The organism is Roseovarius confluentis, from assembly GCF_002917925.1.
Taxonomy (GTDB): domain Bacteria; phylum Pseudomonadota; class Alphaproteobacteria; order Rhodobacterales; family Rhodobacteraceae; genus Roseovarius; species Roseovarius confluentis.
Genome location: NZ_PPFE01000003.1, coordinates 88,055 through 108,637, shown reverse-complemented (window position 1 = coordinate 108,637; position 20,583 = coordinate 88,055). Strand labels below are relative to the sequence as shown.

Sequence of the window (20,583 nt, the reverse complement as noted above, 5' to 3'; positions counted from 1 at the left end):
CCTCAGATCACCAGAACCTGCGTACCAACCTTGGCCCGCGCGAACAGCTGCGCGATGTGCTCGTTGTAAAGCCCGATACACCCGTTCGACGACCGCCGCCCGATCTTGCGCGTGTCATGGGTGCCGTGGATCCGGTAATAGGTCCAGCCCAGGTACAGCGCGTGCGTGCCCAGCGGGTTGTCCGGCCCCGGCGGCACGTAGGACGGCCAGTCCGGGTTCCGCTTCAGCATCGACGGCGTCGGACGCCAGTCGGGGCCCTCGACCTTGCGCACCACCCGCGTCCGGCCACGGCGGGTCAATTCCTCGGACATCGGGATGCTCGACGGGAACAAGAACTTCGTCTGCCCGTCCTCGTCCCAGAAATGCAACGCGCGCGACGAAATATCGACCAGGATCGCGCCATTCCTCAAGCTGCTGAAATGCGGCCGCCAGTCCGCAGCGCGAAAGCTCGAGATGTTGCGCTGTACCGTCTGGGTAATCGCGCTTTCCATCTCGGTCGTGCCGGTCTGCGCCAAGGCAGGCGCGCCCAGGCTTGCGGCGGTTCCGACCAGGAAAGCGCGCCGACTGAAAGTATTTTTAAGATCAATGGACATGTCTGTTTTCCAACTGTCTGCTTTGGAACTGACCGAATCATATGGCGCGAATGTCTCAGTCGCAAATCAAACCGGCAACATTCGCCCACCTGACGCGGTTGTGGGTTTGAAACACCACGCAAGCCGCGCTAAGGAGCGAGTCGAACGAACTTCTGGGTGGTAGACACTGATGACGCGTATTTTCGGCCTGCTGGTTTCCGCACTTGTGTTCTTGTCGGCCTGCGCCCCGCCGCCGCCGCAAACCACTGTCGGCCCCAATGGCGAACCGGTGCCCCAAGTTTATCGCATCCGCTCGGGCCAGACCGCCGAAATCCAGTACCGGATGCTCGACGCGGTCAACGCCCTGCGCCAGGCGGCCGGGCGGCCTGCCGTTCAACTGAACGCTCAACTCAACGCCGCCGCCGCCACGCATTCACGCGACATGTCGGTCCAGAACCGCCCCTGGCATTTCGGCTCCGACGGCTCCTCTCCGATCGACCGCGTTCGCCGCGTTGGCTATGGCGGCGAGCTTGTCGGCGAAAACATCTCGGAAACCTACGAGACCGAGTTGGAAACCCTGACTGCCTGGATGGACGAGCCGTCGACCAAGCAGGTCATCATGGCGCCGGACGCCCGGCAAATGGGCTTTTCCTGGGAGCAAGAGCGCAACGGCAAGATCTGGTGGACGATGGTGATGGGCAAGTAAGCCCAGCCCATCACGGCGTAATGCGGATCGGGGTGCCGTTTCGCACCATCGCATAGATCTTTTCAATTTCCTTGTTTCGCACGGAAATGCACCCGGCGGTCCAGTCTCGGCCCAAACGCCGCTTGCGTACCCAGCCCAGATCATTGGGCTCTCCGTGGATAAAGATATCTCCACCAGGTTTCTTCCCCTGCGCCTCGGCAAAGGCGCGGTCGGCCTCGTTGGGATACGAAATACCCAGCGACAGGTGGAACGAACTGTTCGGATTGCGCCGATCGATCGTGTAATCGCCCTCCGGCGTCTTGCCGTCACCCTCGAACTGCTTGTGCCCCGCAGCGGTAAAACCAAGGTCCACGTCATACGCCTTCAGCACCTCGTTGTGGTGGAAAAGATACATCCGCCGCCGGCTCTTGCTGATCAGAACCTGAGTCACCTCGGGCCCATTGTAAGATTTGAACTTGGATCCACAGGCCGCCAGAAACGCGCTGGCGACCGACAGAAGTACGAAATTCCTGCGATTCATTGCTCGATAAACCTGTTGCCTGTCCCTGACAGCCTTTTACCGCGTCAGACCCGCCACGTCATTTCAAATTTGCCCCGATCAGCTTATTTTGTGGCGGATTGCGGCCACAAGCTCAACATGGACCGACCACCGGAACTGGTCGACCGGCCGCACCCACTCCACCTCATAGCCCGCCTGCGCCAATATCTTTGCATCGCGCGCGAAGGTCACCGGGTTGCAGGAGACATAGGCGATCACCGGCACCTGCGCTTCGGCCAGCTCGCGGCACTGCGCCTCGGCCCCGGCGCGTGGCGGGTCGATCACGGCACCACCGAAACGTTTCAGATCTTCGGCCATGATCGGCTGACGGAACAGGTCCCGCGCCTCGACCGTGACCTTCTTCAACCGCTCACTGTGCCGCCATCCTTCATCCAGCGCACGGGTCATCGCCGCGCTGCCTTCGACGGCGTGGACCGCTCGCGCGCGCGCCAGCGGCAGGGCAAAGGTGCCACAGCCGGCAAACAGGTCGATAACAGGCTCTGTTCCGGCCAAAATTGCCGAAACCTCCTCCTGTGACAGACGCTCCGAGTCCTTCGTTGCTTGCAAGAACGCCCCTGGTGGCGGCGTCACGGCGATCCCGTCAAATTGCTGTATCGGCGGTCGCCGGGTGACCACGGTTTCATCGTCCCAGGCCAGCCGCGCCAGGTCTTCACTCTCGGCCAGTTGCGCCAGAGCGATCCGCAGCGGACCGTCCAGCGGTTTGCCGCCCTCCACACGCAGATCCAACCCCGCCTCCGACAGCGTGACCGAAACGCTCAACTCGCCTTTGCGGCTGGTGCCGATCCGGGCCAGCTCCTGCGCCACCCTTGCGCCCTCCAGCAATTCGGGCACCACCACGTGGCATTCGCTCAATTCGACGATCAGGTCCGATCCCTTGGCGTGAAACCCCGCCGTCGCACCCTTCTTGGTACGCCGCGCCGAAAACCCGGCCCTGCGTCGCGCATTCGCAGGGGATACCGCGATCTCGCGCAACTCGGTTTCGATCCCCTGCGCCGCCAGCGCTTCGCGCACGATCCCCGTCTTCCACTCGGCAAGGAAAGCATCATCCACATGCTGCAACTGGCACCCGCCACAGGACTTGTAATGTCGGCACGGCGCCTTCACCCGAGTCCCCGAAGGCTCCACGATCTTGACCTCGCGCAGCACGTTGCCCTCAAGCGTCCCGGCCACACGCTCGCCGGGCAGGGCGCCGGGCACATAGACCGGCCCCTCGGCAATCCCGTCACCCAGATGGCCCAACCGCTCGATCACAAACTCGGACATGCCTTACTCCGCCGCTTCGTCCGCATTGATGAACCCGCCCGACTGACGGCTCCAGAACCGGGCATAAAGCCCGCCCTGCGCCAGCAGTTCGGCATGGCCGCCTTCCTCGACAATTCGACCCTGATCCAGCACGATAATGCGATCCATCTGCGCAATCGTCGACAGGCGGTGGGCAATCGCGATCACGGTCTTGCCCTCCATCATGCCATAGAGCGTCTCCTGTATCGCTGCCTCGACCTCGCTGTCCAGCGCACTGGTCGCTTCGTCCAGCAACAGGATCGGCGCATCCTTCAGGATCACCCGCGCCAGCGTGATCCGCTGCCGTTGCCCGCCCGACAGCTTCACACCCCGTTCCCCCACATGCGCGTCATAGCCCATGCGCCCCTGCGGATCCGCCAGGTCTAAGATGAACTCATGCGCCTCGGCCTTCTTCGCGGCCTCCAGCATCTGCGCCTCGCTTGCCTCGGGCTTGCCATAGAGGATGTTGTCCCGCACCGAGCGGTGCAGCAACGAACTGTCCTGCTGCACCATCCCGATCCGGTCGCGCAAACTGTCCTGAGTCACTTGGGAAATATCCTGCCCGTCGATAAGGATCTGACCCTTCTCGGCGTCGTAAAACCGCAAAAGCAGCTTGACCAGGGTCGATTTCCCGGCCCCGGACCGGCCGACCAGCCCGATCTTCTCGCCCGGACGAATGCTCAGCGAAATCCGGTCCAACCCGCCGCTGTCACGCCCGAAATGATGCGACAGCTCGCGCAGCTCGATCCGGCCTTCCTGCATATCCAACGGCTTTGCTTCTTTTGAATCCACCAGCGTAATTGGTTGGGCAATCGTCTCCATCCCCTCGGCCACGACACCCAGTTGCCGAAAGAAAGAAGTCAGCGCCCACATGATCCACCCGGTCATCGCGTTCAGTCGCAGGGTCAGCGCCGTCGCCGCGGCCACCACGCCGACACTCGCCTGCCCCTGCATCCACAACCACATGGCCCAACCCACCACCGCCACGATCAACAGGCCGTTCAGCAGCGTCAGGACCACGTCCATCACCGTGTAGATCCGCATCTCGTTCTGGAACGTCTGCCGCGCGTGTTCGATGGCGTCCTTGGCGTATTCCACCTCGCGCGTGTTGTGCGCAAAGAGCTTCACCGAATGAATGTTGGTATAGGCATCCACCACCCGCCCCGTCACAAGGCTCCGCGCATCCGACGCCGCCTTGGACGCCGGCTGCACCCGCTTCACCGTCCAGCGCACCAGCAAGCCATACAACGCCAACCACCCGATCAGGGGCAGCATCAGTCGCGGATCGGAATCGCTCAGCAATATGCCCGCCCCGATGATGTAAGCGATGGAAAAGGCGATGGCGTCGAACGCCTGGAACACCGCCTCGCCCGCCGCGGGCGGGGTCTGCATGATCCGGTTGGCGATCCGTCCGGCAAAGTCGTTCTCGAACCATCCCACCGACTGCCGCAGCACATGCTTGTGCGCCCGCCAGCGGATCAGCGTGCCGAAATTCGGCAGGATCGTGTTGTTCAGCAACATCACGTCGAACGCCTGTATCGCGGGTCGGATCAGAAGGATGAAGACCGCCACCACGATGATCTCGGTGCCGTATTGCTCCCACACCTCCATCGGGTCGCCCGCCAGGATATCGACGATCCGTCCCATGTAATAGATCAGCCAGATCTCGATGGCAGCCACCACCACCGACATGATCCCGGCCATCCAGAACACCCGGCGAAACGGCGCCATGTATAGCCGCATGAACGGCCACAGGCGCGTCGGCGGCCTGTCCGTCTCTTCGTACGGCACATAGGGATCAACCAGATTTTCGAAAAGCTTGAACATGGAGGGAACTCCGCGAAGGGAAAGACATGGCAAAGGGGCGCGACGCCGCGCACGGGATCACTCCTGCGATCCGGCGCTTATGAGCGTTCAAAATCCCCGATAAACATGTCTCAACCTCCATGTGGTGCGGGCAAGATGCCGCCAAACCCCGGCGAAGTCAAATGACCCTTTCATGTCGCGAGGCTCAGCAGCGCCTGCCGGTCAAGCGTGAAGCCCGACGCGATCCACGCGTCCTCCAGCGTTTTCAACGCCTTGCCCAATGCCGGACCTTCCAGCGTCGGCATCAAGTCCTGCGCGCTGACAGGAAAGACCGCGTTCGCGCCCAAGTCTGCGGCAGCGAAAGCATCACGCGGAACCGGCATCTCGAATAGGGCGGCGCGCAACAGCACGATATCCCGCGCCGTCTGCGCACCGTGGAAATAGCCCAGCGCCTCGGGTGTTTGCGTACCCGCGGCCTCGTCGCGCAAAACCTCCAGCCGCCGCGCGTCCTTGCGGCTCAGCCGCAGCGCCTCGACGGGGTTTTCCCCACCCAATGCTGCCAGTCGCCGCGCGGCTTCGGCTGAGACCTCATGCTTCTCTTCCAGGTGCACCAGCGGCGCCAGGGCCCGGTCATCGGCACCGGGCAGAACATGCGCCAGCACCCCCGCCTGCCGCATCGCCGCCACCGACGGCGCAGGGTCCTGCGCGGCCAAAAGCTTGCCCATCTCCGCCCCGATCCGCTCTTTCGATAGCCCGTCGATCCCGTCCGCCAGCGCCGCGCAGGCCGCGAGACCATCCGGGTCCAACCCCTCGGCAGGGTCGCCATAAGCGGCGTGAAACCGGAAAAACCGCAGGATACGCAGGTAATCTTCCCGAATCCGCGTTTCGGCATCGTCGATGAACCGAATGCGCCGCGCTTCGATATCAGGCAGCCCGTCCAGCGGGTCGATCACCGCGCCCTTTCGCGTCGCATACAGCGCGTTCACCGTGAAATCCCGCCGCCGCGCATCGCTTTCCACATCATCGGCAAAGACGACCACGGCGCGCCGACCGTCCGTTTCCACGTCCTTGCGAAAGGTCGTTACCTCGAACGGCACACCCCGGCAGACCACCGTCACCGTGCCATGCTCAATGCCCGTCGGCACCGCCTTCATTCCAGCCGCCTCGGCCAGCGCGACCACGACCTCGGGCCGCGCATCGGTGCTGATGTCGATGTCATTCACCGCCACGCCCAACAGCGCGTTGCGTACGCAGCCGCCGACCATCAACGCCCGGTGCCCGGCTGCCTCCAGCATCCGGCACACATCCTGCGTCTCGCGCGCATCGATCCAGTCACCTGTCAGCATCATGCTGCAAACGTACAGCCTCGGCCATCGCGCGCAACATTCGCGCGGTCGCGCCCCAGATATAGTAGGGCCCGTAGGGTACCGCGAAATAGTGCCGCCGCGTCCCGCGCCAGCGCCGGGATTCGACCCTGAACCGGCCCAATTCCAACACGTGATCCAAGGGAACCGAGAACACTTCCTCCACTTCGCCCGCCTCGGGCACCGGCGAAAACGGCTCCGAGATCACCCCGATCACCGGCGTCACGTGGAAACTCGTCACCGTCTCGTGCGGCGGCAACGTGCCCATGACCTCCACCATGCCCGGTGCCAGCCCGATTTCCTCGTGCGCCTCGCGCAGCGCGGCAGCAACAATATCGGCGTCACCCTCTTCCTGCTTGCCGCCGGGAAAGGCCACTTGCCCGGGGTGATGCTGCAAGGCCGAGGACCGCTTGGTCAGCCACAGCCTTGCGCCCGTCTCCGTCACCTCGATCGGCACCAGAACGCCGGCGGGCCGCAGCTTGCGCCCCTCCGGCAAAACCACGTCCGGGTTCAGGTCGTAATCCGACGACGGCGCCATTTCGCCCTGCAACGCTGCGCGCAGGGTCGCGACAAGGTCACTCTTCATCGCCGTCCTGCGCTTCGGCCTCGAACCCCAGCGTCTTGGGGTCCATCGCATAATGTGCGCCGCAGAACTGGCAATCGGCGGTCACGATGCCCTCTTCGGTCGTCATCGTCGCAATATCCTTGGCCGAATAGATCGACAGGCTGCTACGTACCTTCTCTTCCGAGCAGGTACATCCAAACCGCACCGCCTGAACGTCGAACACCCGCGGCACCTCCTCGTGGAACAACCGCACCAGCAGGTCCGAGGACGACACCGAAGGCCCGATCAGCTCGAGGTCTTCCACCGTGTCCAACAGGGTGTTCACCCGGTTCCAGTTCTCTTCGCTGTCCTCGTCCAGGATATCCGAGGCCTGCAACAATCCGTCCTCGCCGCTACCGCCGCCCGTGGCGAAGGGCGACGCCTTGGGCATCAGTTGCAGCAACACGCCACCGGCGCGCCAATGTTCGCGCCCATCGCGCTCGGTCGACCGTCCATAGCTCAGCGCGAACCGCGTCGGCAGTTGTTCCGACTGCGCGAAATACGCCTCGGCACAGTCACTCAGCCGCTCGCCCGCAATCGGCGTGATCCCCTGATAAGGCGCGGTATCCTGGCCCTGGTCCAAAATCACCGCGAAATACCCGTCGCCCAACTGCTCGAACGCGGGCGCGTCGGTAATCCCATCAGGATCGAAACTGGCATAGGCGCGGATCCACGCGGCCTCGCCCTCGTTCTCCGGCGCAAAGTAATCGGTGGCGATCATCCGCACCGGGCCTTGCGACTGTACCTGCAACGACAGCTTCCAGCGCAGCTTGATCGTCTGGCCGATCAGCGCCGTCATCAGCGCCATTTCGGCGATCAGCGCCTCGACCGGCGCGGGATAGTCATGCTGCTTCAGCACACCATCCAGCACACCGTCCAGCCGCACCACGCGGCCGCGCACGTCCGATTGGTCCAATTGAAATGGCAGGACGGTATCGTCCCAGGCGATCTTCTGGCCGAGTGTCATCGCGTATCCTTAAGGGGGTTTTCTTGGGCGCCCGTTCTTGGCATATCGCGACTATATATGCGCAACAAGGCATACTCCAAGGGGGGCCCGCCATGCGACGCTTCGGCAAGCCGCCAAGGCCAGATATCCGCTACACCGCGCGTCCCGGCGCCTACGCCATCCTGCCGCGCAACGGAAAACTGCTCCTGACCTGGCAGGAAGAGCCCAAGCCCGAGATGCAACTGCCCGGCGGCGGCATCGACCCCGGCGAATCGCCCCTGCAAGCGCTGCATCGCGAAGTGTTCGAGGAAACCGGCTGGCGCATCGCTTCGCCCCAGCGGCTGGGCTCCTTCCGGCGCTTCGTCTACATGCCGGAATACGATCTCTGGGCCGACAAGATCTGCATCATCTACCACGCCCGTCCGGTCCGGCCGCTCTCCGCGCCGTCCGAGCCGGGCCATACCGCCTTTTTCGCGGATCCGGAAACCGCCGCACGTCACGTCGGCAATCCGGGCGACAGGCATTTCGTCAGGGCACTTTTCCGACTGGCTTGAACTCCAGCAACGCCGCCGACACGTCATCGTCGAAATCGTCCCGCCCGGCATACTCTGCCAGTTTCCAGATCACCGATTCCAGAAACGCCATGCCTTCGGTCTGCCGCAACTCCTGCAGGATGCGCCGCACCCCGTCCTCGCCCAACAGCCTGCCCGTGCCATCCACGCATTCGTCCACCCCGTCGGAATGCAGGAGCAACCGATCACCGGGATAAAGCTGCACGTCGAACCGCTCATAGGTTGCGCCGTCGATCAGCCCCACGGGCAATCCCCCGGGGCCTTCGATCTCGACCCGCCCATCGGCGCGCTGGATGGCCGGGCACGGATGCCCTGCCTGTGCCATGGTCACGCGCCCGGTCGCCAGGTCCGCATCGGCCAGCAACATCGTAAAGTACAATTCAGTCTCTATTTCACCCAGAAACATCTGGTTCAGGTCCGCCAGCACCTCGTCGGGCGGCCGTGGCAGAAACCCGTCCGGCCCTTGCGCCAGCGCCACGTTCTGCTCGGGCGACGTGGACGAAAGGTACCCCGCCAGCCTTGCGGTCATCAGTGCCGAACTCACACCATGCCCCGACACGTCGATCGCATACAGGCCGATCCGCGTCTCGCTGACCGGAAAGACCCCCACAAGGTCGCCCCCCACATGCGCCGCCGAGCGCAACAGCAACGACACCTGGGCCGGCCCAAGGTCCCTGAACCGCTCTGAAATCAGGGACTGTTGCAGCTTTTTCGCCTCGATCAGGTCATTGTCGAGCGATTCGTATAGGCCCTGCAGCTCTTCCAGCGTTTCGCGCACCAGCCGGTTTGTCTCGCTCAATTCCCGCTGCATCCGCACGATCCGGTCCCCTGCCGCGATCCTTGCGCGCAGCTCACCGGGGTTGATCGGCTTGGTCAGAAAATCGTCCGCCCCGGCCTCCAGGCCCAGCGCCACCTCTTCCTTCTCGCTTTTCGAGGTGACGAGGATGAAATACCCGTAATCCTCCCGCGGCAGCGCCCGGAACGCGCGGCACAGCTCCAGCCCGTTCATCCCGGGCATCATCCAGTCACTGATCACAAGGTCCGGCGGCACCGCTTCGCAAATGGCAAGCGCCTCGGTTCCCGATCCGGCCTCGGCCACGTCCAGCCCCAGCCGCGACAGGGCCGCGGTGATGATGCGCCGCTGCAACCGGCTGTCATCCACAACCAGCACACGGCGGATGCTCATCTGATCGGGCGGCGGGTCTATCGCCTTGCTGGGGTGGGCCGACACGGTCTTGCCTATGCGTTTTCGCCCATATGCAAGCACGCGCCTCTTAATGCCATGTGAAGCCTAAAATGCCGTCTAATTCGCCCACATTCTTCACCCGCCCTTAATTCGCCGCGCCTAGCGTTCAAGTCCAAGGAGGATGCCATGATCGATTGGAACCGCGTCACCCAGCTCCGCGACGAAATCGGGGCCGAGGATTTCGACGAGGTGGTCGAGATCTTCCTCGAAGAGGTCGAGGAAGAGATTGCCGAGCTTCGCACCAACCCGGCCCCCGAAACGCTCGAGGCCAAGCTGCATTTCCTCAAGGGCAGCGCGCTCAACCTCGGCTTCGATGACTTTTCCAGGCTCTGTAAGGATGTCGAGCTCACGGCCGCTCGCGGCGACGCCTCCGATATCGACCTCGCCAATATCGTCGAGACCTACACCTCGTCCAAAACCAAGTTCCTGGGCGCGCTGCCGCACCTCGCCTCAGATTAGGAATTCCGCCAGGATCTGGTCATTGGTGATGTCGCGATGCTCGAACCCGCCCGCGGTCATTTCCGCCTCGATCCGCTCGAAATTCGCGGCATCGCTGGTCTCGATCCCGATCAGGACCGAACCAAAGTTGCGCGCAGACTTCTTCAAGTACTCGAACCGCGCGATATCGTCGTCGGGTCCAAGAATGGTCAGGAAATCCTTCAGCGCCCCGGGCCGTTGCGGCATCCGCAGCACGAAATATTTCTTCAGCCCCGCGAACCGCTGCGCCCGTTCCTTCACCTCCGGCAGACGCTCGAAATCGAAATTCCCGCCCGAGGTCACGCAGACGATCGTCTCGCCGGGGCTGATGTCGAGATCCTTCAACGCATCCACCGCCAGCGCGCCTGCCGGTTCCAGCACCATGCCCTCGATGTTCAGCATTTCCAGCATCGTGGTGCAGACCCGATCCTCGGCCACGGCGACCACATTGGCCGGATCGACATCGCGCAATCGCGCAAACGTCCGCGCCCCGATCTGCGCCACCGCGGCCCCGTCGGCAAAGGTGTTCACGGACTTCAACCGCACCGGCGCACCGGCCTGCAAAGCCGCCGCAAGGCAGGCCCCGCCCACCGGCTCCACGAACACCATGTTCGCCTCCGACCCGAAGTAACTGCGCACACCCGACGACAGCCCGCCGCCACCGACCGGCAGCACGATCCGGTCGGGCACCGCGCCCAGCTGCGCCTCGATCTCCACCGCGACCGAGGCTTGCCCTTCGATCACATCCTCATCATCGAACGGCGACAGGAAATGCCCGCCCACATCGCTGCAATAGGCCTGCGCCTGCGCCAGCGTATCGTCGAAATAGTCTCCAACCATGCGGATCGTCACGGCATCGCCGCCGAACTTGCGCGTCTGCCCGATCTTCTGCTGCGGCGTCGTCACCGGCATGAAGATCACGCCCTTCACCCCGAAATGCCGACACATGAACGCCACGCCCTGCGCATGGTTACCCGCGCTGGCACAAACGAACACCGGCGCATCCTCACCCGCCGCCATCACCTTGCGCATCGCGTTGAACGCACCGCGCAGCTTGTATGACCGAACCGGGCTCAGATCCTCCCGCTTCAGATACACCTCCGCGCCGTATTTGTCGGACAGGTGCGCATTGCGCTGCAACGGCGTCGGCTCGAAGACGGCGCGCATTTCGGCCTCGGCGGCCCGGGCTTGGGTTCTGAAATCGCTCATGCCTCGTCCTTCGCCCATCACGACCCGCATGACAAGCCTCCGCCGCCTTGCCCCGCCTGTGAAAACCCGGTAATCGCCCCTGCAACATCATGCAAAGGGGTACCAAGATGTCCGCGCCCAAGAAAGTCGTGCTGGCCTATTCCGGCGGCCTCGATACGTCGATCATCCTCAAGTGGCTGCAAACCGAATATGGCTGCGAGGTCGTGACCTTCACCGCCGATCTCGGCCAGGGCGAGGAGCTTGACCCGGCCCGCAAGAAGGCCGAACTCCTCGGTATCAACCCCGACAATATCTACATCGAGGATATCCGCGAGGAATTCGTCCGCGACTTCGTCTTCCCGATGTTCCGCGCCAACGCTTTGTACGAGGGCCAGTACCTGCTCGGCACCTCCATCGCGCGCCCGCTGATCTCCAAGCGCCTTGTCGAGATCGCGGCAGAGACCGGCGCCGATGCCGTCGCCCACGGCGCCACCGGCAAGGGCAATGACCAGGTCCGGTTCGAACTGGCTGCCTACGCGCTCAACCCCGATATCAAGGTCATCGCCCCCTGGCGCGAATGGGACCTGACCTCGCGCACCCGCCTGATCGAGTTCGCCGAGAAGAACCAGATCCCCATCGCCAAGGACAAGCGCGGCGAGGCGCCGTTCAGCGTCGACGCCAACCTTTTGCACACCTCGTCCGAGGGCAAGGTGCTGGAAGACCCCGCCGAGCCGGCGCCCGACTATGTCTACCAGCGCACCACCAACCCCGAGGATGCGCCCGACATGCCCGAACTCGTCGAGATCGGGTTCGAGAAAGGTGACGCCGTCTCGATCAATGGCGAGGCGATGTCGCCGGCCACGATCCTGACCAAGCTGAACGAGCTTGGCGGAAAGCACGGCATCGGCCGGCTCGACTTCGTGGAAAACCGCTTTGTCGGCATGAAGTCCCGCGGCATCTACGAGACGCCCGGCGGCACGGTCCTGCTCGAGGCGCATCGCGGCATCGAACAGATCACCCTCGACAGCGGCGCAGGCCACCTCAAGGACAGCCTGATGCCGCGCTATGCCGAGCTCATCTACAACGGCTTCTGGTACAGCCCCGAGCGCGAGATGCTGCAAGCCGCCATCGACAAAAGCCAGGAACACGTCACCGGCACCGTCCGACTGAAGCTCTATAAAGGGTCGGCCACCTGCGTCGGCCGCTGGTCCGATCACTCGCTCTATTCCGAGGCGCACGTGACCTTCGAGGAAGACGCCGGCGCTTACGATCAGAAAGACGCCGCTGGCTTCATCCAGTTGAACGCGCTTCGTCTGAAACTTCTGGCTGCCCGCAACCGCCGACTGAAAGGTTAAGCAACGCAGCCCAAGCGGGCCGACGAACGTTCGGCCCGTTTACCACGGGGTACCGCGAAAATGGCACCGTCGCAATACCACTCAAATACCGCCGCGTTACCGACGTGCCATTTCAGACCCTGATTCGGCCATTAACCCTGTAACGGCGCCTTAACCGCTTCCCCGCGCAATGCCTCGTAATAGGGCATTGCGGCGGCGGATAAATCCGCCTTCCACCCGGTCAACTCCGGCACCTCTCCCTCGGCCGATGCGAACCCGGTCGAGCCATGTACCGCCCCATACCAGTGACTGGCCCAGACCCCATCATCCGCGTGCCCGTCCTTGGGCCAGCGCAGCATGTCCGGCGTCCAGTCCAGCCCGATCCGGTCGCACAAGGCCCGCAAGTGCCCCTCCGGATCGCGCCGTATATCCGCACTGTCGATAACCACCGGATCTCCGCCCAGCGCCTTGACCTGGTCGAACAGCTCCGCCTGCTGGCGAAACCCGATATCGTCCAGCGTGGGTTTTTCGTACTTGGCCGAGAAACTCGCCACCACCCGCGCCGGATGCCGGATCAGGAACACGTTCACCACGTCCCGGATCCAGTCGCGCGGCATGCCGTCTATCATGTGCTGCGCCATATGCTTGTGGTAATAATGCTGCTTTCCCCGTGGGATAGGCCCCATCAGACCCGCGACCACATCTGCCGGGTCGCTCGGCTGCGAGGCAATGATCTGGTCCCGCATCGGGTGCTCCAGCCCTGTCATCGTCAGGTAGGCGGCATAGAACGGCTCGTCGATCACGGCGCAATCGCCCCGCGCCGCGAACGAATACATCATCGCCGTCGACAGGTTTCGCGGCCCCGACCACATCGCGATCCGCATCAGGCGCATTCCTTCGCGATCAGGTCCCTGTACAGCCCCTGGATCTTTCGCGTCACCGGCCCGGCCTCGCCGTCGCCAATGGGCCGCCCATCGATCTCGCTCACCGGTGTCTGCGCGCCGAATGTGCCGGTCAGGAATGCTTCGTCCGCACCATAGGTGTCCACCAGAGAGTAATTCCGCTCGTAGATCGGGATGTCACTTTCCCGGCACAGGTCGATCACCTTCTGCCGCGTGATCCCGTTCATGCAGTAGTCCCCGGTCGAGGTCCAAACGGCCCCTTTACGAACGATAAAGAAATTGCAGGCATTAGTCGTGTTCACGAACCCATGCACATCCAGCATCAGGGCTTCGTCTGCACCCGCTTTTTCCGCGGCGATGCACGCCAGGATGCAGTTGAGCTTGGAATGGGAATTCAGCTTCGGGTCCTGCGTCATCGGCAAGCCCCGGATATGCGGCACCGTGGCCAGCCGTATGGGCCGCGCGATCTTGGGGCGCGAATGCTCCATGATGATCGTGATCGTCGGTCCTTGCCGCGACAGGCTGGGGTGTTGAAACGGCCGGGTCTTGATGCCCCGCGTCACCATCAGGCGGGCGTGCGCGTCCGTCGTCATCTCGTTGGCGGTCCGCGTGTCCAGAAGCGCCTGCAAGACCTGTTGCCGCGTCAGGCCAATATCGAGGTCAATCGCCTTTGCCGCTTCGAACAACCGATCAAGATGCTCGTCTACGAAAGCCCACGTCCCGTTATACAGTCGCAAACCCTCCCACACTCCATCGCCCAGCATGAACCCGCTGTCATAGACACTGACGACCGCCTCGGCCTTGGGCACAATCCGCCCGTTCAGCCAGATCAGGATGTCCTCGTTTCGCGCATCCTCTTCTGCTTGGTGTGTCGTCTGATGCTCTGCCATGCCTGTCGCCTTTCACTTTGTTACAAACCACCCCCGCGATTTGTTTCAGCCCACGCTAGGAACAGGCCATTTCGGTGCCAAGAGATAAATTCGCTTCACCGCCCCGTGACCTCACAAGCAGGTGAGTTGGAACAGTTGCACAAACGCGGCAGTTTGACCTCAGGCAAAGGGAGGCTGTGCCATGAACCATCTGCGTAACATCAAGGCGACCGTGCTCGCCATATCCATCGTCATCGGCTTTGGCGTCCAGACCAACGCCGCCAAGGCCGCAGAAACCGAAACGCTTACGGTGGCGGGCGGTTGCTTCTGGTGCGTCGAGGCGGATTTCGAATCCGTCGAGGGCGTCAGCGAAGTCGTATCGGGATACACCGGCGGCACCGTGGATAACCCCACATACAAGCAGGTCGTGCGCGGCGGAACGGGCCATTACGAGGCGGTGCAGATCGAATACGATCCGGCACAAGTCAGCCGCGAGGAACTCTTGTCGCTGTTTTTCCGCTCGGTCGATCCGACCGATGCCGGCGGCCAGTTCTGCGACCGTGGCGACAGCTATCGCACCGCGATCTTTGCCGACGGTGCCGCCGAAGAACAAGCGGCGAAGACTGCCAAGGCCAAGGCCGCCGCTACCCTCGGCCAAGATATTGTCACCCCGATCCTGTCCGCGTCGAACTTCTACGAGGCGGAAAACTATCATCAGGATTACTACAAGGGCGACCGCCTGATCATCACGCGCTTCGGCCCGAAGACCCAGGCCAAAGCCTACAAGGCATATCGCGAGGCCTGTGGCCGCGACGAACGCATCCGCCAGCTTTGGGGCGACAACGCGCCGTTCGTCGGCTCTTAATCGACGAAGGCCTGAACCTCGGCCAAGGACGGAATAGCCTCCGCCGTCCCGCGCCGCGTGACCTTCAACGCCGCCGCGAAAACGGCGCGCTCCACCGCGTGTTCGGCCGAATAGCCGGAGTCCAGCCCGGCGGCCAGATATCCAGCGAACGTGTCTCCCGCGCCTGTCGTATCAACCGCGTCAACCTTCGGTGCCGGGAAATTCCGTTCCGACCAGCCAGAGCTTTCCTCCAGCAGAAGGGCCCCTTGCGCCCCGCGTGTCACGACGATGGTCGGTACTCCAAGCGTTGCTACATCCCGCCCCGTGGCCTGCACCATCTGGCCGAATTCGACTTCGTTCAACACCAGGATATGCGCGTGCGGAAGTAACCCGATTACCGCCTTCTCATCATAGGGCGCAGGTACATACATCACCCTCAATCCCCGTTCCCGCGCTTGCGCCACGGCAAACGCCGTGCCATTGGTTTCGTTCTGAAGCACCAGAAGATCAGCCGCACCCGCCTCCGCCAAGGCCACGGCAATCCCTTGGTGCGATTGCTCATGATTGGCGCCGGGAAAGATCACGATGGCATTTTCGCCCTGCGGATCGACGTTGATGATCGCGTGACCCGTCGGCACATCGATCTTTTTAATATGTTCCACGTCTATGCCGTACTCGGCCAACCGCGATTTGGCCCAGGCGCCATCTGGTCCCACCGCACCTATGTGGCGCACGCGTCCTCCCGCTTTTGCAACCGCTACCGACATGTTGGCGCCTTTGCCGCCCAGTTCGACCGACATCGACGCCGCCGCCAGCGTCTCGCCCGGCTGCGGCAGGTGCGGCACCAGATAGACGTAGTCGGTATTCACAGAGCCCAGGTTGAAGATCATTCGCCCCTCCATCGCTTTTCACAGCTTCCGCGCATGGGCGCAGTTTTCAAGCCTTGCTTCGCTTTTGCCTTTCACCCCCTGCCCGCGATTTGTAAGCTGCCGGCCAAAGCCTATAGGGGGCAATGTGGCATCCACGACAACAACCGTGACGCCGATGATGGCGCAATATCTGGAACTGAAAGCACAGTACCAGAACGCACTTCTGTTCTACCGCATGGGTGATTTCTACGAGCTTTTTTTTGAAGACGCCGTTGCCGCCGCCGAGGCGCTGGATATCGCCCTTACCAAGCGCGGCAAGCATCTGGGCGAAGATATCGCCATGTGCGGCGTGCCCGTACATTCCGCCGAGGGCTACCTTCTTACCCTTATACGCAAGGGCTTTCGCGTTGCCGTCTGCGAGCAGATGGAAGACCCCGCCGAGGCCAAGAAGCGCGGCTCGAAATCCGTGGTCAAACGTGACGTGGTGCGCCTGGTGACCCCCGGAACGCTGACCGAGGAAAGTCTACTCGAGGCGCGCCGCCACAACTTTCTGACCGCATTCGCGAAGATACGTGAAAGCTCTGCTTTGGCCTGGGTCGATATCTCGACCGGCGCGTTTCATGTCATGCCGCTGGCCGGCCCGCGCCTGTCGCCTGAGCTCGCCCGCCTTGCGCCCAGTGAACTGATCGTGGCCGATAGTGACGAAGCCGACATTCGTGACATCACCGAGGAACATGGCATCTCGATCACCCCGCTCGGCCGCTCGGCATTTGACAGCGCAGGCGCCGAAAGGCGGCTCTGTTCTTTGTTCGACGTCAACACGCTCGAGGCCTTCGGTCAGTTCGAACGCGCAGAAATCGCCGCAATGGGCGCGATCGCCGAGTACCTGGAAATCACGCAGAAGGGAAAGCTGCCGCTCCTGCAAAAACCCGTGCGCGAGAACGAGGCGCGTGTCATTCAGATCGACGCCGCCACGCGTCGAAATCTGGAACTGACCCAGTCACTGACCGGCGGGCGGGCGGGCTCGCTTCTGTCTTGCATCGACCGTACGGTAACCGCCGGGGGCGGTCGCTTGCTCGAGCGGCGCATCTCCAGCCCCAGCCGCGTTCTGCATGTGGTTCAGGATCGCCTCGATTGCGTGGAGTTCATGGTTCAGAATGCACGGTTCTCTCAGGATCTGCGCGAAGCGCTGCGCAAGGTTCCCGACCTTGACCGGGCCTTGTCGCGTCTCGGGCTCGACCGGGGCGGCCCCCGCGACCTCGCTGCCATTCGTAACGGCCTCGCGCAAAGCGCCGAGGTTGCGCGGATGCTTGAGGGACAGGACCTGCCAAAACCGCTTCAGGAAGTGTCTTTGGCGCTGACCGGCCACGATGAGCTGCTCGACCTGCTCGATGAAGCCCTGATCGCCGAGCCGCCTTTGCTCGCCCGCGACGGAAGCTTTATCGCCGACGGCTATGACACCGAGTTGGACGAGGCGCGCAAGCTGCGCGACGAGGGGCGTAGCGTCATCGCCGGAATGCAGGCGGATTATGCAAAGACGACCGGGATTCAAAGCCTGAAGGTCAAACATAACAACGTTCTGGGTTATTTCGTCGAAGTCACCGCCACCCACGCCGACAAGATGCTGTCAGAGCCGCTCAACGAAACCTTCAAGCATCGCCAGACCACCGCGAACCAGGTCCGGTTCACCACCGTTCCGCTCAGCGAGATGGAAACCCGCATTCTCAACGCAGGCGGTCGGGCGTTGGAGATTGAAAAACGGCTCTATGACACCCTGAAGCGCGCGATTCTGGAGCGGTCCGGAGACGTATCGCTAGCGGCACGCTCACTGGCCGAGTTCGACCTCGCCGCCGGCCTTGCCGATCTCGCCCGGGCCGAACACTGGTGCCGCCCCAAGGTCGATGAAAGCCGCGCGCTCGACATCGAAGCGGGCCGTCACCCTGTTGTCGAGGCAGCCCTCCGATCGCAAGGCGGGGCACCTTTCATCGCGAATGACTGCGCTCTCGGCGAGATCAGCGATATCTGGCTGCTGACCGGGCCGAACATGGCCGGTAAATCGACCTTCCTGCGCCAGAATGCTCTTGTCGCAGTTCTCGCCCAGATGGGCAGTTACGTTCCGGCAACAAGGGCGCATATCGGGCTTGTCAGCCAACTGTTCAGCCGCGTCGGCGCCTCTGACGATCTGGCCCGTGGCCGCTCCACTTTCATGGTCGAAATGGTGGAAACCGCGGCCATTCTGAACCAGGCTGACAACAAGGCGCTGGTGATCCTGGACGAGATTGGCCGTGGCACGGCCACGTACGATGGGCTCAGCATCGCGTGGGCGACGTTGGAGCATCTTCATGAAACCAACCGCTGCCGCGCCCTTTTCGCTACGCATTACCACGAACTGACACGGCTGAGCGACAAGCTGGAGCGCGTGGATAATGCCACCGTCGCTGTTAAAGAGCATGAGGGCGACGTGATCTTCATGCACGAGGTCCGGCGTGGCGCAGCGGATCGCAGCTATGGCGTGCAGGTGGCGAAGCTGGCCGGTTTGCCCGCCGCTGTAGTTGAGCGCGCCCGCGTCGTTCTGGATGCTTTGGAAAAGGGCGAGCGCGAGGGCGGCGGCAAGCGTGCCGCCTTGATCGACGATCTGCCTCTTTTTGCCGCGTCCCCGCCGCCCGCACCCCAACCTGTGTCAAAAGACTCAGTGGTCGACGCGCGGCTAAAAGAAATTCAACCGGATCACCTTAGCCCCAAAGAGGCTTTGGATCTGCTCTACGAGCTGAAAGGTTTGTCTCGCGATCTCTGAGAGCGTCAGCCTGAAAAGGAAGAAACGCCCACCTGCGCCGGGCGCAAGATACGGTCGTACAACATGAAGCCCTGTGCCGAAACCTGGATGATCTCACCCGCCTTGGTGCCGGGCACAGGCGCCTCGAACATTGCCTCGTGCTGTTTCGGGTCGAACTTGTCGCCCACTTGGGGATCGATCACCTGAATACCGTGCTTGGAAAACACGTTGACCAGTTCGCGCATTGTCAGCTCGACACCTTCGATCAGAGCCGCCGCTTCTTTGCGCTGTTCGTCGGTCACGGTCTCGACCGCACGCTTCAGGTTGTCGTAGACCGGCAAAATATCCCGGGCCAGCTTCGACCCGCCATAATTCTCGGCTTCCGTGCGCTCCCGCTGAGCCCGTTTCCGGGCGTTTTCGGCATCGGCAAGGGCCCGCATGAACTTGTCTTGGAACGCGTCACGCTCAGCCCGCAGCGCCTCGATTTGATGCTCCGGGCTTTCCGGAGCGTCTTCTTCGGTCATTGCAGCGTGCTCTTCTTCTTCCGCTTGCTCCACGTCGTCCAGAAACGGGTCTTCTTTCGACTGTGCCATGCTCATCCTCTACTTTCGGTCCGCGATCAGCTTTCCGACAAGCTGCGCGGTGTAATCCACGATTGGAACAATTCGACCGTAGTTCAAGCGCGTCGGACCAATCACACCGACCGCGCCCACGATCTTACGATCAGCGTTCATATATGGAGAGACCACCAAAGAGGAACCCGAAAGTGAGAAAAGTTTGTTCTCTGACCCGATAAAAATGCGCACACCCTCGCCTTGATCGGTCAATTCGAGAAATTCTGCGATGTCTCGTTTCCGTTCAAGGTCGTCGAACAGGGTTTTCATCCGGTCAAGGTCCTCCTGTTCAACCTCTGAGTTGATCAGATTCGCACGCCCCCGCACGATCAACCTCTCGTAACTGTCAGCCTCGCCCTCCCATACGGCCAGCCCACTTTCGACCAATTGATGCGCAAGTCCGTCGATTTCCTGGCGACGATTGTCGATCTCTTTGGCGATGACCGTCTGGACATCGGAAAGTGTTTTTCCCTCGATCAGGGCATTCAGAAAATTTGCCGCCTCTCTCATCGAGCTTGGCGTCTGTCCCGGCGGCGGATGGAAGATACGGTTCTCGACATGCCCGTCGGCGAAAACCAGAACAACCAGCGCTCTATCGTGGCCCAGCGCGACGAACTCGATATGCTTGATCGGCGCTTCGCGCTTCGGCGCCAAAACCAGCGAGGCGCCCTGTGTCACACCAGAAAGAGCAGAGCCGATCCGATCCAGCGCAAGACTGACGTCATCCGAGTTGGAGCCCAACGTCGCGTCGATCTTCTCCCGATCATTCAGTTCAAGGTCGCTGACCTCCAGCAGTCCGTCGACGAACATCCTGAGGCCCTGCTGCGTCGGGACGCGCCCGGCCGAGACATGAGGGCTGTCCAGCAGCCCAAGGTACTCGAGGTCCTGCATCACATTTCGAATAGTCGCCGCGGACACTTTCTCGCTCATGTCGCGGGTCAGCGTACGCGACCCCACAGGATCGCCGGTGGCGAGATACCCTTCGACAACCCGCCGAAACACTTCCCGCGAGCGGTCGTTCATCTCTTCGAGGATCTGTCGCGCGTTATCCATCTTC

The 20,583-nt window shown here is 62.5% G+C and carries 20 protein-coding genes; 6 read left to right on the top strand and 14 right to left on the bottom strand.

The window, feature by feature from the left end:
- Nucleotides 1-2: 2 nt before the first annotated feature.
- Nucleotides 3-593 (bottom strand): L,D-transpeptidase, encoded by a 591-nt coding sequence (locus C2I35_RS08535; protein WP_103762621.1) that lies wholly within the window; start codon nt 591-593, stop codon nt 3-5.
- 169 nt (nt 594-762) lie between these two features.
- Between C2I35_RS08535 and dalA the strand changes: the two genes are divergently transcribed.
- Nucleotides 763-1,278 (top strand): divisome-associated lipoprotein DalA, encoded by a 516-nt coding sequence (dalA, locus tag C2I35_RS08530; protein WP_103762620.1) that lies wholly within the window; start codon nt 763-765, stop codon nt 1,276-1,278.
- Nucleotides 1,279-1,288: 10 nt separating this feature from the next.
- On the opposite strand, the gene C2I35_RS08525 is transcribed toward dalA, so the two are convergent.
- The 6 genes from C2I35_RS08525 to hslO all read right to left on the bottom strand — a co-directional run bounded on the left by C2I35_RS08525 (nt 1,289) and on the right by hslO (nt 7,859).
- On the bottom strand, nt 1,289-1,798 hold the full coding sequence (locus tag C2I35_RS08525; protein ID WP_103762619.1) for a L,D-transpeptidase family protein: 510 nt from the start codon (nt 1,796-1,798) through the stop codon (nt 1,289-1,291).
- A 78-nt stretch (nt 1,799-1,876) separates the two neighbouring features.
- Nucleotides 1,877-3,100, bottom strand: coding sequence for a class I SAM-dependent RNA methyltransferase (locus C2I35_RS08520; protein ID WP_103762618.1), 1,224 nt, complete (start codon nt 3,098-3,100; stop codon nt 1,877-1,879).
- A 3-nt stretch (nt 3,101-3,103) separates the two neighbouring features.
- The gene (locus C2I35_RS08515; RefSeq protein ID WP_103762617.1) at nt 3,104-4,945 is read right to left on the bottom strand and encodes an ABC transporter ATP-binding protein; all 1,842 of its coding nucleotides are present in this window, start codon (nt 4,943-4,945) and stop codon (nt 3,104-3,106) included.
- A 170-nt stretch (nt 4,946-5,115) separates the two neighbouring features.
- Nucleotides 5,116-6,273 (bottom strand): CCA tRNA nucleotidyltransferase, encoded by a 1,158-nt coding sequence (locus tag C2I35_RS08510; RefSeq protein ID WP_103762616.1) that lies wholly within the window; start codon nt 6,271-6,273, stop codon nt 5,116-5,118.
- Nucleotides 6,257-6,874, bottom strand: coding sequence for a CoA pyrophosphatase (locus tag C2I35_RS08505; RefSeq protein WP_103762615.1), 618 nt, complete (start codon nt 6,872-6,874; stop codon nt 6,257-6,259). Before C2I35_RS08505 ends, C2I35_RS08510 begins: the two co-directional genes overlap by 17 nt.
- Complete coding sequence (gene hslO, locus C2I35_RS08500; RefSeq protein ID WP_103762614.1) at nt 6,864-7,859, bottom strand: Hsp33 family molecular chaperone HslO; 996 nt, start codon at nt 7,857-7,859, stop codon at nt 6,864-6,866. Before hslO ends, C2I35_RS08505 begins: the two co-directional genes overlap by 11 nt.
- A gap of 92 nt (nt 7,860-7,951) precedes the next feature.
- Here hslO and C2I35_RS08495 point away from each other — a divergent pair, with 92 nt between their 5' ends.
- Nucleotides 7,952-8,392, top strand: a complete 441-nt coding sequence (locus C2I35_RS08495) for an NUDIX hydrolase (RefSeq protein ID WP_103762613.1) — start codon at nt 7,952-7,954, stop codon at nt 8,390-8,392.
- Here the strand turns inward: C2I35_RS08495 and C2I35_RS08490 are convergent.
- Nucleotides 8,367-9,596, bottom strand: coding sequence for a PP2C family protein-serine/threonine phosphatase (locus C2I35_RS08490; RefSeq protein WP_103762988.1), 1,230 nt, complete (start codon nt 9,594-9,596; stop codon nt 8,367-8,369). The genes C2I35_RS08495 and C2I35_RS08490 overlap by 26 nt on opposite strands.
- A 186-nt stretch (nt 9,597-9,782) precedes the next feature.
- Between C2I35_RS08490 and C2I35_RS08485 the strand changes: the two genes are divergently transcribed.
- Entirely contained in the window at nt 9,783-10,115 is a 333-nt protein-coding gene (locus C2I35_RS08485) for an Hpt domain-containing protein (protein ID WP_103762612.1), read from the top strand.
- Here the strand turns inward: C2I35_RS08485 and ilvA are convergent.
- Nucleotides 10,107-11,342 (bottom strand): threonine ammonia-lyase IlvA, encoded by a 1,236-nt coding sequence (gene ilvA / locus C2I35_RS08480; RefSeq protein WP_103762987.1) that lies wholly within the window; start codon nt 11,340-11,342, stop codon nt 10,107-10,109. The two genes, C2I35_RS08485 and ilvA, sit on opposite strands and share 9 nt — an antisense overlap.
- Before the next feature lie 107 nt (nt 11,343-11,449).
- On the opposite strand from ilvA, the gene C2I35_RS08475 reads away from it, so the two are divergent.
- Nucleotides 11,450-12,676, top strand: coding sequence for an argininosuccinate synthase (locus tag C2I35_RS08475; RefSeq protein ID WP_103762611.1), 1,227 nt, complete (start codon nt 11,450-11,452; stop codon nt 12,674-12,676).
- A 131-nt stretch (nt 12,677-12,807) separates the two neighbouring features.
- Here the strand turns inward: C2I35_RS08475 and C2I35_RS08470 are convergent, their stop codons facing one another.
- On the bottom strand, nt 12,808-13,539 hold the full coding sequence (locus C2I35_RS08470; RefSeq protein ID WP_103762986.1) for a sulfotransferase-like domain-containing protein: 732 nt from the start codon (nt 13,537-13,539) through the stop codon (nt 12,808-12,810).
- Nucleotides 13,539-14,447, bottom strand: a complete 909-nt coding sequence (locus tag C2I35_RS08465; protein ID WP_103762610.1) for a D-amino acid aminotransferase — start codon at nt 14,445-14,447, stop codon at nt 13,539-13,541. Before C2I35_RS08465 ends, C2I35_RS08470 begins: the two co-directional genes overlap by 1 nt.
- Before the next feature lie 181 nt (nt 14,448-14,628).
- Between C2I35_RS08465 and msrA the strand changes: the two genes are divergently transcribed.
- Nucleotides 14,629-15,291: a peptide-methionine (S)-S-oxide reductase MsrA gene (msrA, locus tag C2I35_RS08460; protein WP_103762609.1), complete on the top strand. Its 663-nt coding sequence runs from the start codon at nt 14,629-14,631 to the stop codon at nt 15,289-15,291.
- Here msrA and C2I35_RS08455 read toward each other — a convergent pair.
- Nucleotides 15,288-16,160, bottom strand: coding sequence for a ribokinase (locus C2I35_RS08455; protein ID WP_103762608.1), 873 nt, complete (start codon nt 16,158-16,160; stop codon nt 15,288-15,290). The two genes, msrA and C2I35_RS08455, sit on opposite strands and share 4 nt — an antisense overlap.
- 154 nt (nt 16,161-16,314) lie before the next feature.
- Between C2I35_RS08455 and mutS the strand changes: the two genes are divergently transcribed.
- Nucleotides 16,315-18,933, top strand: a complete 2,619-nt coding sequence (gene mutS / locus C2I35_RS08450; RefSeq protein WP_103762607.1) for a DNA mismatch repair protein MutS — start codon at nt 16,315-16,317, stop codon at nt 18,931-18,933.
- A 5-nt stretch (nt 18,934-18,938) separates the two neighbouring features.
- Here the strand turns inward: mutS and C2I35_RS08445 are convergent, their stop codons facing one another.
- Nucleotides 18,939-19,505 (bottom strand): nucleotide exchange factor GrpE, encoded by a 567-nt coding sequence (locus tag C2I35_RS08445; RefSeq protein ID WP_103762985.1) that lies wholly within the window; start codon nt 19,503-19,505, stop codon nt 18,939-18,941.
- A 9-nt stretch (nt 19,506-19,514) separates the two neighbouring features.
- The gene (gene hrcA, locus C2I35_RS08440; protein ID WP_103762984.1) at nt 19,515-20,579 is read right to left on the bottom strand and encodes a heat-inducible transcriptional repressor HrcA; all 1,065 of its coding nucleotides are present in this window, start codon (nt 20,577-20,579) and stop codon (nt 19,515-19,517) included.
- Nucleotides 20,580-20,583: the final 4 nt, after the last annotated feature.

What these genes read in the sequence shown, in the direction of transcription:
- C2I35_RS08535 (WP_103762621.1), bottom strand. Translation starts at nt 593, where the DNA reads ATGTCCATTGATCTTAAAAATACTTTCAGTCGGCGCGCTTTCCTGGTC.
- dalA (WP_103762620.1), top strand. Translation starts at nt 763, where the DNA reads ATGACGCGTATTTTCGGCCTGCTGGTTTCCGCACTTGTGTTCTTGTCG.
- C2I35_RS08525 (WP_103762619.1), bottom strand. Translation starts at nt 1,798, where the DNA reads ATGAATCGCAGGAATTTCGTACTTCTGTCGGTCGCCAGCGCGTTTCTG.
- C2I35_RS08520 (WP_103762618.1), bottom strand. Translation starts at nt 3,100, where the DNA reads ATGTCCGAGTTTGTGATCGAGCGGTTGGGCCATCTGGGTGACGGGATT.
- C2I35_RS08515 (WP_103762617.1), bottom strand. Translation starts at nt 4,945, where the DNA reads ATGTTCAAGCTTTTCGAAAATCTGGTTGATCCCTATGTGCCGTACGAA.
- C2I35_RS08510 (WP_103762616.1), bottom strand. Translation starts at nt 6,273, where the DNA reads ATGATGCTGACAGGTGACTGGATCGATGCGCGCGAGACGCAGGATGTG.
- C2I35_RS08505 (WP_103762615.1), bottom strand. Translation starts at nt 6,874, where the DNA reads ATGAAGAGTGACCTTGTCGCGACCCTGCGCGCAGCGTTGCAGGGCGAA.
- hslO (WP_103762614.1), bottom strand. Translation starts at nt 7,859, where the DNA reads ATGACACTCGGCCAGAAGATCGCCTGGGACGATACCGTCCTGCCATTT.
- C2I35_RS08495 (WP_103762613.1), top strand. Translation starts at nt 7,952, where the DNA reads ATGCGACGCTTCGGCAAGCCGCCAAGGCCAGATATCCGCTACACCGCG.
- C2I35_RS08490 (WP_103762988.1), bottom strand. Translation starts at nt 9,596, where the DNA reads ATGAGCATCCGCCGTGTGCTGGTTGTGGATGACAGCCGGTTGCAGCGG.
- C2I35_RS08485 (WP_103762612.1), top strand. Translation starts at nt 9,783, where the DNA reads ATGATCGATTGGAACCGCGTCACCCAGCTCCGCGACGAAATCGGGGCC.
- ilvA (WP_103762987.1), bottom strand. Translation starts at nt 11,342, where the DNA reads ATGAGCGATTTCAGAACCCAAGCCCGGGCCGCCGAGGCCGAAATGCGC.
- C2I35_RS08475 (WP_103762611.1), top strand. Translation starts at nt 11,450, where the DNA reads ATGTCCGCGCCCAAGAAAGTCGTGCTGGCCTATTCCGGCGGCCTCGAT.
- C2I35_RS08470 (WP_103762986.1), bottom strand. Translation starts at nt 13,539, where the DNA reads ATGCGGATCGCGATGTGGTCGGGGCCGCGAAACCTGTCGACGGCGATG.
- C2I35_RS08465 (WP_103762610.1), bottom strand. Translation starts at nt 14,447, where the DNA reads ATGGCAGAGCATCAGACGACACACCAAGCAGAAGAGGATGCGCGAAAC.
- msrA (WP_103762609.1), top strand. Translation starts at nt 14,629, where the DNA reads ATGAACCATCTGCGTAACATCAAGGCGACCGTGCTCGCCATATCCATC.
- C2I35_RS08455 (WP_103762608.1), bottom strand. Translation starts at nt 16,160, where the DNA reads ATGATCTTCAACCTGGGCTCTGTGAATACCGACTACGTCTATCTGGTG.
- mutS (WP_103762607.1), top strand. Translation starts at nt 16,315, where the DNA reads ATGATGGCGCAATATCTGGAACTGAAAGCACAGTACCAGAACGCACTT.
- C2I35_RS08445 (WP_103762985.1), bottom strand. Translation starts at nt 19,505, where the DNA reads ATGGCACAGTCGAAAGAAGACCCGTTTCTGGACGACGTGGAGCAAGCG.
- hrcA (WP_103762984.1), bottom strand. Translation starts at nt 20,579, where the DNA reads ATGGATAACGCGCGACAGATCCTCGAAGAGATGAACGACCGCTCGCGG.